This is a genomic window from Psychrosphaera aestuarii (assembly GCF_017948405.1).
Classification (GTDB): domain Bacteria; phylum Pseudomonadota; class Gammaproteobacteria; order Enterobacterales; family Alteromonadaceae; genus Psychrosphaera; species Psychrosphaera aestuarii.
The window spans coordinates 1,396,740-1,409,911 of record NZ_CP072844.1 but is presented as its reverse complement, the minus strand read 5'-3'; the positions used below and the strand labels follow the sequence as shown (position 1 = coordinate 1,409,911).

The 13,172-nt window shown below is 40.6% G+C and carries 8 protein-coding genes and 6 tRNA genes; 2 read left to right on the top strand and 12 right to left on the bottom strand.

The window, feature by feature from the left end; genetic code table 11:
* Positions 1–53: 53 nt before the first annotated feature.
* From J9318_RS06340 to J9318_RS06290, 11 genes are all read right to left on the bottom strand, one after another.
* Positions 54–130 (bottom strand) — tRNA-Asp (locus J9318_RS06340).
* Positions 131–147: 17 nt separating this feature from the next.
* Entirely contained in the window at positions 148–420 is a 273-nt protein-coding gene (gene hupB / locus J9318_RS06335; RefSeq protein WP_210562206.1) for a nucleoid-associated protein HU-beta, read from the bottom strand.
* 200 nt (positions 421–620) lie between these two features.
* Positions 621–2,972: an endopeptidase La gene (gene lon, locus J9318_RS06330; protein ID WP_210562205.1), complete on the bottom strand. Its 2,352-nt coding sequence runs from the start codon at positions 2,970–2,972 to the stop codon at positions 621–623.
* 123 nt (positions 2,973–3,095) lie between these two features.
* On the bottom strand, positions 3,096–4,364 hold the full coding sequence (gene clpX, locus J9318_RS06325; protein WP_210562204.1) for an ATP-dependent protease ATP-binding subunit ClpX: 1,269 nt from the start codon (positions 4,362–4,364) through the stop codon (positions 3,096–3,098).
* An 82-nt stretch (positions 4,365–4,446) separates the two neighbouring features.
* Positions 4,447–5,085 carry an ATP-dependent Clp endopeptidase proteolytic subunit ClpP gene (clpP, locus tag J9318_RS06320; RefSeq protein WP_210562203.1) on the bottom strand — a complete coding sequence of 213 codons (639 nt, stop codon included), beginning with the start codon at positions 5,083–5,085 and terminating at the stop codon, positions 4,447–4,449.
* Between the two features lie 92 nt (positions 5,086–5,177).
* On the bottom strand, positions 5,178–6,485 hold the full coding sequence (tig, locus tag J9318_RS06315; protein ID WP_210562202.1) for a trigger factor: 1,308 nt from the start codon (positions 6,483–6,485) through the stop codon (positions 5,178–5,180).
* 193 nt (positions 6,486–6,678) lie between these two features.
* A tRNA-Pro gene (locus J9318_RS06310) sits at positions 6,679–6,755 on the bottom strand.
* Positions 6,756–6,777: 22 nt separating this feature from the next.
* Positions 6,778–6,862 (bottom strand) — tRNA-Leu (locus J9318_RS06305).
* 7 nt (positions 6,863–6,869) lie between these two features.
* Positions 6,870–6,945: transfer RNA gene (locus tag J9318_RS06300), tRNA-His, on the bottom strand.
* A gap of 28 nt (positions 6,946–6,973) precedes the next feature.
* Positions 6,974–7,050 (bottom strand) — tRNA-Arg (locus J9318_RS06295).
* 33 nt (positions 7,051–7,083) lie between these two features.
* Positions 7,084–7,160 (bottom strand) — tRNA-Pro (locus J9318_RS06290).
* A 283-nt stretch (positions 7,161–7,443) separates the two neighbouring features.
* On the opposite strand from J9318_RS06290, the gene folD reads away from it, so the two are divergent.
* Both folD and J9318_RS06280 read left to right on the top strand, forming a co-directional pair.
* A complete protein-coding gene (gene folD / locus J9318_RS06285; RefSeq protein ID WP_210562201.1) occupies positions 7,444–8,298 on the top strand; it encodes a bifunctional methylenetetrahydrofolate dehydrogenase/methenyltetrahydrofolate cyclohydrolase FolD in 855 nt (284 codons plus the stop codon).
* A gap of 311 nt (positions 8,299–8,609) precedes the next feature.
* Entirely contained in the window at positions 8,610–11,543 is a 2,934-nt protein-coding gene (locus J9318_RS06280; RefSeq protein ID WP_210562200.1) for a TonB-dependent receptor, read from the top strand.
* 191 nt (positions 11,544–11,734) lie between these two features.
* Here the strand turns inward: J9318_RS06280 and J9318_RS06275 are convergent, their stop codons facing one another.
* On the bottom strand, positions 11,735–13,147 hold the full coding sequence (locus tag J9318_RS06275; protein WP_210562199.1) for a tetratricopeptide repeat-containing sulfotransferase family protein: 1,413 nt from the start codon (positions 13,145–13,147) through the stop codon (positions 11,735–11,737).
* Positions 13,148–13,172: the final 25 nt, after the last annotated feature.

The following is a 13,172-nucleotide window of genomic DNA, read 5'->3' as shown; positions in this document are numbered from 1 at the left end:
AGTAAAAAAAAACGCATCTTAACAGATGCGCTTTAATGCTTGAACTTTTTTATTGGCGGAACGGACGAGACTCGAACTCGCGACCCCCGGCGTGACAGGCCGGTATTCTAACCAACTGAACTACCGCTCCCCATCAAAAAGTTTTAATTAGTTACACGCGTCTTTAAGCGCTTTACCCGCTTTAAATGCTGGAACTTTTGCAGCTGCAATTTCAATAGTCGCACCAGTCTGTGGGTTACGACCTGTGCGCGCTGCACGGTCACGTACTGAGAAAGTACCAAAACCAACTAATGCAACTGAATCACCATCTTTAAGAGCACCAGTTACTGACTCAATAAATGAGTCTAATGCACGACCTGCAGAAGCTTTTGAAATGTCAGCACCTTCAGCGATTTTTTCGATTAATTGAGACTTGTTCACAATTTCATCCCCTATATTGTTTTTTTATTTATCTGAGCCCTTATTATTTTTGTTAGGCTCATATTTATTCCGTTTTAATAAACGATAGAAATCAATTTTAATAGTGAAGGTAGGCGCACCAACCCTCCTAGCCCCAATAAACTAGCACAGTCGGCGCTTTTGAAAAGCCTTTTTTTTAAAATTTATAAAAAAAACTTCACTTATGCGCAATTTTCAGTCGAAATTCGCTCAATTGGCTGACTTAACGCGACATCTAGAACTTCATCAATCCACTTCACAGGCTTTATAATCAAGTCTTTCTTAACGTTATCTGGAATTTCTTCCAAATCACGTTCATTTTCATGCGGGATCAAAACTGTTTTAATTCCACCTCTATGTGCTGCTAATAGTTTTTCTTTCAGTCCACCTATCGCAAGAACCTCGCCACGAAGCGTGATTTCACCTGTCATTGCAACGTCGGCCTTAACTGGGTTACCAGTTAAGCTTGATACCAAAGCTGTTACCATGCCGATGCCGGCACTTGGCCCATCTTTTGGTGTTGCACCTTCTGGCACGTGAACATGAATATCGCGTTTCTCTGAGAAGTCAGCGTTAATTCTTAAGCCCTCTGCGCGGCTCTTCACTACAGTCATAGCTGCCTGAATCGACTCTTTCATAACGTCACCTAAAGAGCCAGTATAAACAAGCTTGCCTTTACCAGGTACCGTTGCACACTCTATGGTAAGTAAATCACCGCCAACTTGAGTCCAAGCTAGACCCGTAACTTGTCCAATACGATCATCTTCGTCGGCTTTACCATAATCATAGCGGCGCACACCAAGGTATTCAGCTAAATTTTCGCCATCAACAACAACGCTTTTCGTATCTTTATTCGTTAATATTTGCGTTACAACTTTACGACATATTTTAGATATCTCTCGTTCTAAACTTCGTACACCAGCTTCACGGGTGTAATAACGAACAATATCGATAATTGCACTGTCTTTTAACGTTAACTCATTGGCTTTTAAACCGTTACGTTTGATTTGCTTACTAATTAAGTGCTGATTTGCAATGTTTAACTTTTCATCTTCTGTGTATCCAGCTAGACGAATAACTTCCATTCTATCTAACAACGGACCTGGAATGTCCATGCTATTTGACGTTGCGACAAACATGATGTCAGATAAATCGTAGTCAACTTCTAGATAATGATCGTTAAACGCTGCGTTTTGCTCTGGATCTAAAACTTCTAACAATGCTGATGACGGGTCACCACGCATGTCAGAGCTCATCTTATCTATTTCATCCAATAGGAATAACGGGTTTTTAACACCAACCTTACTCATTTTTTGGATGATTTTGCCTGGCATGGAACCAATGTAAGTGCGGCGATGACCTCTGATCTCAGCTTCATCACGAACGCCACCTAATGCCATGCGCACATACTTACGTCCCGTTGCCTTAGCAATAGATTGACCTAGTGATGTTTTACCTACACCTGGAGGCCCGACTAAGCACAAAATTGGACCTTTTAATTTACTAGTTCGCTGTTGTACTGCTAGGTATTCTAAAATACGTTCTTTAACTTTATCCAATCCATAGTGGTCTGAATCTAAAATATCCTGCGCTTTATTTAGGTCTTTTTTAACTTTACTGCGCTTTTTCCAAGGAACGCCTGTCATCCAATCGATATAACCGCGAACAACGGTTGCTTCTGCAGACATGGCTGACATCATTTTAAGTTTTTTAAGTTCAGCTTTGGTTTTTTGTTCTGCCTCTTCTGGCATTTCTGCTTCTGCAATTTTTGCTTCAAGCGCGTCAAACTCATCTACGCCGTCTTCCGTTTCGCCTAGCTCTTTTTGAATTGCTTTCATCTGCTCATTCAAATAATACTCGCGCTGGCTTTTCTCCATTTGTTTTTTAACACGGCTACGGATTTTCTTTTCAACTTGAAGGAGATCTATCTCGCCTTCCATCAGCGCCATTAAGTATTCTAGACGCTCATGAACATCTTCTATTTCTAATGCTTTTTGTTTTTCTTCGACTTTAAGTGGCATGTGGGACGCCATGGTATCTGCTAGTCGGTCCGCATCTTCAATACCAGTTACGGAAGTGAGCACTTCTGGAGGAATTTTTTTATTAAGCTTGATGTAGCCTTCAAATTGATTAATTGCAGAACGAATCAAAACTTCTTCTTCACGCTCATCTGCCATTGCGATTGCAATTGGCTCAACTTCAGCTTCGAAGTAATCATCTGTTTCAGTAAATTTGATAATTTTTCCGCGAACATTTCCTTCTACTAAAACCTTAACTGTCCCATCAGGAAGTTTTAGTAACTGAAGAATAGTGGCGACGGTACCCACTTTATACATATCATCCGGCTTTGGATCGTCATTAGCTGGATCAACCTGGGCTACTAAAAAGATTTTTTTATCTTTTTCCATTGCTTGTTCTAAACATGCGATAGATTTTTCCCGACCAACAAAAAGGGGAATAACCATATGGGGATAAACGACAACATCCCTAAGTGCTAAAACTGGAATGTTTGAATGTTCTGCTTCATGCGTCATATTGATGAGTTCTCTGCATTCTAATAGTAATAATTAAGTATATGGGGTGACTCATAAAAAGTTCAATTGCTGAAAGCAAAAAAGGAGTCAAATGACTCCTTTTTATCGATACTTGCGCAAATATTACTCAGGCAAAGCCTTACTTTTTTGATTGTCATAAATCAAAATAGGATCAGACTGACCGTCAATAACAGATTCATCGATAACAACTTTTGAAACATCTTCCATAGAAGGTAGTTCATACATTGTATCTAGCAAGGTTGCTTCAATAATTGAACGCAATCCTCGAGCGCCTGTTTTACGTGCCATTGCTTTTGCAGCTATCGCTTTAAGTGCATCTTCACGAAACTCGAGCTCAGTACCTTCTAAATCGAACAACGCGCCATACTGTTTAGTTAACGCATTTTTAGGTTCACTTAGTATTTGTACGAGCGCATCCAGATCTAGTTCACCTAAAGTTGCAACTACCGGAAGACGGCCAATAAATTCTGGAATTAATCCATATTTAACCAGGTCTTCTGGCTCTACGTTTTGAAAGTGCTCTGTTAGCGTCGTCTCATCTTTACTCGACTTAACTTCGGCACCGAAACCGATAGCTGTACCTGTCTCAGAACGCGCACTAACTACTTTATCTAGACCTGCAAAAGCACCACCACATATAAATAGTATTTTAGAGGTATCAACCTGTAAAAACTCTTGTTGAGGGTGTTTACGCCCGCCTTGCGGTGGAATAGAAGCAACTGTGCCTTCAATCAGTTTAAGTAAAGCTTGTTGTACACCTTCACCAGACACGTCTCTAGTGATCGACGGATTATCAGATTTACGAGAAATCTTATCTATTTCGTCAATGTATACTATGCCGCGCTGCGCTTTTTCTACATCGTAATCACATTTTTGTAACAGCTTCTGAATAATGTTTTCTACATCTTCACCAACATAACCAGCTTCAGTTAATGTTGTTGCATCGGCCATGGTAAATGGAACATCGAGGAAGCGAGCCAACGTTTCAGCTAATAACGTTTTACCGCTACCAGTAGGCCCTATCAGTAAGATATTACTTTTGCCTAACTCAACACCATTATTTGTGTCCGCATTACGTAAACGCTTATAGTGGTTATAAACCGCGACACTTAGCACTTTCTTAGCATGTTGTTGGCCGATAACGTAATCATCCAAATGCTCACGAATATCTCGTGGCGTTGGTAATGATTCAGCATCACGCTTTGGCGATATTTCTTTAATTTCTTCTCTGATAATGTCGTTACACAAATCAACACATTCATCACAGATATATACAGAAGGACCGGCAATTAGTTTTCGAACTTCATGCTGGCTCTTGCCGCAAAATGAACAATACAGTAGCTTACTGTCATTTTCTGTAGGTTCTGACATAGAGTCACCTCACTTTGCTAGCTTGACTAATATTAATGTTAGTCAAATATTTCGTATTAACCCAGTGGGTTAACTAATAAACTTACTTTAAATCGCGACGAGTAAGAATAGAATCGATCAAACCATACTCCAACGCATCTTCTGGCGTTAAGAAATTATCGCGGTCTGTATCTTTTGCGACTTTTTCATATGGTTGACCAGAGTGATCCGCCATTAAACGGTTTAGTTTTTCTTTGATATACAAAATTTCTTTTGCATGAATTTCAAAATCAGATGCTTGACCTTGAAATCCACCTAATGGCTGGTGAATCATTACACGAGAGTTCGGTAAACAGTGACGCTTACCTTTAGCACCGCCTGATAATAAAAATGCACCCATACTAGCCGCTTGGCCCATACATACAGTAGCAATATCTGGCTTAATGAAATTCATTGTGTCATAAATTGACATACCTGCAGTTACAGAACCACCAGGTGAATTTATATAAAGATAAATGTCTTTATCTGGGTTTTCAGACTCTAAAAAAAGAAGCTGAGCACAGATCAAGTTCGCCATTTGATCTTCAACTTGACCGGTTAAAAAAATGACACGTTCTTTTAAAAGGCGAGAATAGATATCATAAGAACGTTCACCTTTTGCCGTTTGCTCAACGACCATAGGGACTAATGCGTTGCTTGGATCATCAAATCCAGCTACCACATTACTATTGTGGTTAATCATAAAACTTCCTTAAACAAAAATGGCTCGACATACGTTTTGTATATCGAGCCATTAAATCCTTTATTCAACCCTTAAGTCAATGCGATTTTTAATTATGCTTGCTTAGGGTTCATAATTTCGTCAAAGCTGAATGATTTCTCTTCAACTTTGGCTTTCTCAAGTAACATTTCAATCGCTTGATCTTCAGTCGCTAAGTTACGGATATTTTCCATTAACTTTTCGTCGCCATAATAGTGGTTTACTACTTCTGAAGGATCTTCATAAGCTGAAGCTTGAGTTTCAATGATTTCTTTTACTTTAGCGTCATCTGCTTTGATTTCGTTTGTGCGAATGAATTCACCAAGTAACAAACCAGTGCGAACACGGTCTTTTGCTTGTTGCTCAAATAATTCAGCAGGAAGCTCAGGCATGTTGCTCGCGTCCATTTGACCACCAAAACGTTGCATCGCTTGTTGACGTAATGCATTCACTTCTTGATCGATTAACGCTTTAGGAACTTCAAGCTCATGAGCTTCTAATAAACCTTTAATCGCTTGCTCTTTAACTTTAGCTTTAAGCGCCTGGCCTAATTCACGAGTCATGTTGTTTTTAACTTCAGCCTTAAGTGCGTCAACGCCACCCTCTTCGATACCAAACTTAGTAACAAACTCGTCATTTAATTCTGGTAACTGCTGCGCTTCAACTTTGTTTACTGTAACAGCGAACTCTGCTTTTTTGCCTTTAAGGTTTTCAGCGTGGTACTCGTCAGGGAATGTAACGTTTACAGTTACTTCTTCACCAGCTTTTTTACCTAGGATTCCGTCTTCAAAACCAGGGATCATACGACCTTGTCCTAGCTCTAAATCAAAACCTTCCGCTTTGCCGCCTTCAAACTCTTCACCATCGATTTTACCAACAAAGTTGATATTAACACGGTGACCTTCAGCAGCAGCTTCGTCTGACTCAACCCATGACGCTTGTTGCTTTTGAAGTGTAACCATCATGTTATCTAAGTCAGCATCTGTTACTTCGGCTACTGGACGTTCAACAGAGATTTTATCAACGTTATCTAACGAAACTTCTGGGTATACTTCAAACGTCGCTGAAAACTCTAAGTCTTCACCACGTTTCATGTTCTTTGGCTCAAAGAAAGGCGCGCCCGCAGGGTTTACTTTTTCTTGGATAATGCCTTGGATGTAGTTTTGTTGCATCTGTTCTTGAGCAACTTCTACAAATACTGACTGTCCGTAGCGCTTCTCTAGAACTGAAACTGGTACTTTGCCTTTACGGAAACCATCGATACGAGTTGTTTTACCAACTTCACGTAAACGTGCTTTAACTTGAGTTTCAACTGTTTCAGCTGGAACAGTGATAGTAATTTTACGCTCTAAACCTTGAGTCGTTTCTAAAGAAACCTGCATGTTCTACCTCAATTAATTAACTTTGTGACCAATATGAAAATCTCGGGCCCAATATTATTGTTCTTAAAATGACGGCGCATTATAGCTGTGTCTTTTTGAATCGTCCACGCAAAAGGGACCGAAATAGAATAAATAATGTGCACTTAGGGAAGATATTTTGATTTTTATGAGTGTGTAACGGAGATAATAATAATGGTCGGTGTTGCAGGATTCGAACCTGCGACCCCTTCGACCCAAACGAAGTGCGCTACCAAGCTGCGCTAAACACCGACAATATTATATAAGTAGATAATGGTGCGGAAGGAGAGACTTGAACTCTCACACCTTGCGATACTGGAACCTAAATCCAGCGCGTCTACCAATTCCGCCACTCCCGCAAAAAGATGGGGTGACTGATGGGACTTGAACCCACGACAACCGGAATCACAATCCGGGGCTCTACCAACTGAGCTACAATCACCGCAATATAGACTTGTCAACGAAACAAATGGCGCACCCGGTAGGATTCGAACCTACGACCGACGCCTTAGAAGGGCGTTGCTCTATCCAGCTGAGCTACGGGCGCATAACCTACGGGCTACATTCTAAAAACAAAAGATGGTCGGTGTTGCAGGATTCGAACCTGCGACCCCTTCGACCCAAACGAAGTGCGCTACCAAGCTGCGCTAAACACCGACTTTTTGCTTTGAGAACTTGTTGCCTCGCGACAGAGCGGCATATTACGGATAACCCCCATTTCAGTCAAACACTTTTTTAAAGAATTTATACTGTTTGGTGATTTTTAACCCAACTTGCTAATGTTTTATTCGATAACCGCTATTTTAGTATAAAAAACGCTCCATTTCATAATTTTATAGCCAACTTTTTTTTCATTAAGTGTGCTTTTATCAATGAGATTTTATTTGCAAAGGTTTACAATCACATTGCAAAATTAACTTCTACTATATAAGAGTGTTCAATGACTGCCAGACTTATAGATGGTAAAGCCATCGCCCAAACCGTTCGAGATAAAGTAAAAACAGGTGTAAGTGCCAGAATTAAAGCAAATAGAAGAGCGCCTGGACTCGCTGTGGTACTTGTAGGTCAAGATCCTGCATCACAAGTATACGTAGGCAATAAAAAGAAAGCGTGTGAAGAAGTAGGTTTAACGTCCAAATCCTATGACCTTCCAGCAACTACAACAGAAAAAGAATTACTCGCATTAATAGATGAGCTAAATAACGATGCTGAGATAGATGGCATATTAGTTCAACTTCCATTACCACATGGTTTAAACCCTGAGCGTGTACTTGAACGCATACATCCGCACAAGGACGTTGATGGCTTTCATCCTTATAATATAGGACGACTAGCACAACGAGTCCCTGCCCTTCGTCCATGCACACCTAAAGGCATCATGACGCTGTTAGATAACACGCATGTATTCTATAAAGGTAAACATGCGGTTATTGTTGGCGCATCCAATATTGTGGGTCGTCCAATGTCACTTGAATTATTACTTGCTGGCTGTACCACTACAGTTTGCCATAAGTTTACGCAGGATTTAGAAGCGCAAGTTCGTCAGGCTGATATCTTAGTGGTGGCAGTAGGTAAGCCTGAGTTTATTCCTGGAGACTGGGTGAAGCCTGGCGCTATTGTTATTGATGTAGGTATCAACCGCTTAGCGGACGGAAGTTTAGTTGGAGATATTCAATTTGACGAAGCTTTCCAGCGTGCATCTTGGATTACGCCGGTTCCTGGTGGTGTTGGCCCGATGACAGTCGCTTCATTAGTAGAAAACACTTTAGAGGCTTGTGAAAAATTTCATAGCTAACTCAATTTAAACTAATTTAGTTAAATATCAGGATTATAAAAGATACATTAATAGAGGGAATAAACTTGTTATACCCTCTATTTTGTTAATTTAAACATTTCGTTGTATTTATTAACAAAAAATGAAACCGGCCTTTTCCTGTTCGATTTTCAATCAACCTTTCCAAACTTTACACTTTCTTTAACAATTTTTGCTGTTAATGGTTGAATTATCCAACCAACTTTAGTATCAATAGCAGATGCTGGTCATCGGTTCTAAATATTACAACAATTTTGACTAGTAAAACTAAAAATAACTTTCAGGAACTAACAATGAAAAAATTCAATAAAAGTTTAGCTGCGATCACGGTCGCTGCTGCACTTGGTTCTGCTATGCCAGCAATGGCAAATAGCGGTGCAATCCAAGGTAACGCTGTTTCTACTACTGGTGCCACTCTAGGTTCAGTTACGGTACAAATCGAAAACAAAAATACGGGCCTAAGTCGTACAGTTGTTTCTGACGCTTCAGGTACGTTCCGTTTTCCTCTTCTTCCGGCTGGTACCTATAAGGTTACAGCAAGTAAAGACGGTTACACTTCAACTGTTCAAGACAACGTAAATGTTGGTATCAGTGGTAAAGTAAACCTTGATATCCAACTTCAAGAAGCTGGTATTGAGCGTATCGCTGTTACAGGTCGTGTTGTTTCTCTAGTTGACGTAACTAGCTCAAACACTGGTATCGTAGTAGATAGCTTAACTATCGATAAAGTCCCGGTACCTCGTGACCTTACTGGTGTTGCTCTATTAGCTCCTGGTACAACTAAAGGTGACAGCGCATTCGGTAACTTACCATCAATTGGTGGTGCGTCAGTTGCTGAGAATGCTTACTTTGTAAACGGTCTAAACCTTACTAACTTCCGTACGGGTGTTGGTAGCTCTCAACCTCCTTTCGAAATGTATGAGTCTTTCGAAGTTAAAACTGGTGGTTACTCTGCAGAGTTCGGTCGCGCAATGGGCGGCGTAATCAATGCAAAAACTAAATCTGGTAGCAACGAGTTCAAATGGGGCATCAATGCTCAATTCGAACCAGACGCGTTACGTGAAGACAAGCCTTCACAAATTCGTGACAACGGTACTTACCGCATTAACAACACAAAAGACAAGAACGACTTTTGGGACGTTAACATCTGGGCTTCTGGTGCAATCATTGAAGACAAATTATTCTTCTACACATTGTATAACCCACGTTCAGACGTATTTGAATACGAAGGTTCTCAAACACTTGGCGCAGATGGCGTAATCAGCAGCAGCTACGAAAACGTAGATGAAGATGCGTTCTGGGGCTTAAAACTAGACTGGTACATCAATGACGACAACATCATTGAACTTACATCATTCTCTGATAAAGGTACTGTAGATAACATTCGTACACCAACACTTAACGGTGCTGCATCTGAAACCCCTAAAGCTGGTTTCTCTGAAGTTGGTGGTCTGAACTGGACACTTAAATATACTTCTGTAATCAACGACAGCTTATCAATCTCTGCACAGTACGGTGTAAACGAAACAGACCGTACAACTCAAAGTGCATTAGATGCTAACCCAGCTGTATACTACAACTACGCGTCTACTAACTCATTTGTACCTGGCGGCGATTGGGCTAACTTCTCAATTGGTGCTGGCGATGACAAACGTGAAGTATTCCGTGTTGATGCTGATATCTACCTAGGCGATCACGAAATCCGCGTTGGTGTTGACTCAGAGAAACTAACTGCAAACCAAGAGACAGTAATGTCTGGTGGCGCATACTACCTATTCTACCTAGACGATTCAGATCCAGCGAACCCAGTTGAAACTGAAGTCCGTCGTCGTACATATAGTTCAGGTGGTTCATTTGAATCTAGTAACTTTGCTTATTACATTCAAGACACATGGCAAGTAAACGACAAACTAGTTCTTAACTTAGGTCTTCGTAACGATTCATTTGAAAACTTGAACGGTGCGGGCGAGTCATTTGTTGAACTTAACAACCAGTGGGCTCCTCGTTTAGGCGCAGTTTATGATGTAAATGGCGATGGCGAGTCTAAAATCTGGGCTAGCTTTGGTCGTTACTACCTACCTGTTGCTGCGAATACAAACATTCGTTTAGCAGGTGCTGAAACTTATATTCATGAGTTCTGGGCATTTAACGGTTATGAAAACGAAGCGCTAGGTATTCCAGTAATCTCTGGTGCAAAAACTCGTGCTGACCAAGTATTCTCTGACGGCGACGTTCCAGATAAAAAGTCTATCGTAGATGCGAACATGGATCCTATGTACTCAGACGAGTTCATCTTAGGTTACCAGTTCCAACTTAACGATGAGTGGAGCATGGCTGTTCAAGGTACATACCGTGAGCTAGGTGTAACAATCGAAGACGTTGCAGTTGACTTCGGTTTAAACAAATATGTAGAGCGTGAGTTTGGTTCAAGCTGTACTGAATGTTCTGGTTTCCACTACTATGTATTGGGTAACCCAGGCACAGACATGACAATCACGACTGACCCAGATGGTGACGGTCCTCTTAAAGAACAAGCTTATACTATTCCGGCTTCTGACTTAAACTACCCTGAGTCAATCCGTAAATACAAAGCAATCGACGTTTCTGTTGAAAAAGGTTGGGACGGCGTATGGATGTTTAAAGCAGCCTACACTTGGTCTAAATCTGAAGGTAACAACGAAGGTTACGTTCGTTCAGATAACGGACAGGATGATGCTGGTCTAACAACTCTATTTGACCAACCAGGACTTTTAGATGGCGCATACGGCTTACTTCCTAATGACCGTACTCACCAAATTAAAGCGTATGGTTCATACCAAATCACTGAACAGTTCAACCTAGGTGCTAACTTATCTTGGCAGTCAGGTCGTCCTGTAAACGCGTTTGGTTACCACCCAACAGACGTATTTGCTCGTGAATACGGTTCAGAGTCATTCTACAAAGCGGGTGTACTAGCACCACGTGGTTCAGAAGGCCGTACTGATTCAGTATTGTCTATCGACCTATCTGCTAGCTACACTATGCCTTTAGGCGAGTCTGAAGTTACATTCCGTGCTGACGTGTTTAACGTGTTAAACTCTGATACTGTTACAGAAGTTGACGAAATTCACGATTTAGACGGTCAAGACTACGATGCTGCAAACGTTCAAGTTAACCCTAACTTTGGTTTAGCTTCAAACTGGCAGTCTCCACGTTATGTTCGCCTAAGTGCTTCATACCGTTTCTAATATAACTTAAATAGTTATTAACAAAAGGCCGGTTTTCCGGCCTTTTTTTTGCCTATAAATCGATGTTATCTAACAAACGGATGAAGGCACTATTAAAGTTAAAGATTGCTGTTATAAATTATTAAGAGCGCTATACACAGGCATAAAAAAACCAGCGGATGCTGGCTTTTAAATACTCTATGTTGGGTTATTTAAAATCGACCCTGGCCTATTGAATCTGTGTTAAGCGGATTACGTACTTGCCTGAAGCTTGCTGTTTGAACTGCTTCTGATGTTTTGTAAAATGCTAACATGTTATCTTCAAATGATACATCTAAGCTTTCACACAGCTTTTGAAGTTCATCATTCGGCGACGTGACAAGTTTCTCATAGTTAATTGATATCGCTTTATCACCTAAATGTTTAAACCAGTGAGCTTTGAGTCGTTCAAACTCAGCGAAATAGCTATCAATTAGGTTTTTGTCGTAAGACCAACCAAGACCCACGTTAAAGAAGTTTTTATAACAAGACCATTTTGCATCACTTTGTTCGCGCTCAACAAACACAAAACAAGCCTTTGGGTACACTTTTGATAAAAAGCCAACATAGTTAATTAAGTCGAGTGTTTTATCTACATTCAAATGCGCTGAAGCAACGCCCTTTTGATTTAAAAGGTGCTTGTGTTGCGATAAAAAGTGTTCCATTAACCCTAAATGTTGCTCCATAGGAATCGCTTTTGTCTTTTCATCAAAAATTTGTCCTATTTTGACAGGAGAAAGCGCCTTACTGCATAACACTTGCTCCTCACCGCCATGTATCATTGAGTGCGATGTAAGTAGCTTAGATAGCAACGTCGTGCCAGTTCGCGGCTGACCAATAATAAAAATTGGCGTGTCAGTTGAACTCGATTCAGGAAATTTATCAAAGAACTCGTCACCATGTTGAGTGATAATTTTTTCAACTAATGCTTGTTGTTCTTCTACTATATAAGGTTCTGGACTTGAAATGCTTCTAGCAACCGCGGTTGCCTGATCATAAAAACTATCTGCTTTGGCTTTGTTATCATACAAATCATAAAGCTCAGCCATTGCATACAAATACTGGCAGTAATTAAGCTTGTCTGTTTTAGCGAACTGGTTTTCTAGTTGTTGAAGTTGTTTAAACCTCTCCATATTGACTTTGCCAAGTTTCGCATACGCAAGCCATGTTGGACCTGATAGCGGAGCAACCTCTAACGTACTATCTAGTAGCTTTTCAGCTTCATCAAACTGACCTTTTTGACTCGCTAAAACACCTGCAAAGTGAAACCATGCGTGGTCTCTTTTCTCTGCTGGGATTGAGGCCAAAGTTATCATCGCGTCGTCAACAAGTCCTAATTGGGCAAGTAATCCGCCCTTTTGAATGACTTCTTTAACATTTGTTTGATCATTTCCAATAAATTTTAAGCACTGTTTAACTAAGCTAAGTTCGCCTAGTTGTGCTGAGGACTGCGCCAAATAAAGCCAATTCGGACCAAGAGGCGCTTTATTTTCTACTAAGCCAGTGATTTTTTTTACAAAGGGTGCGCGTAGCCCCTTTTGGGCATCATCGATCGCCGCTTTTGCAATATTTATATGTTCAGCCATTTAAATGATTCCTTTTTAAATTCTC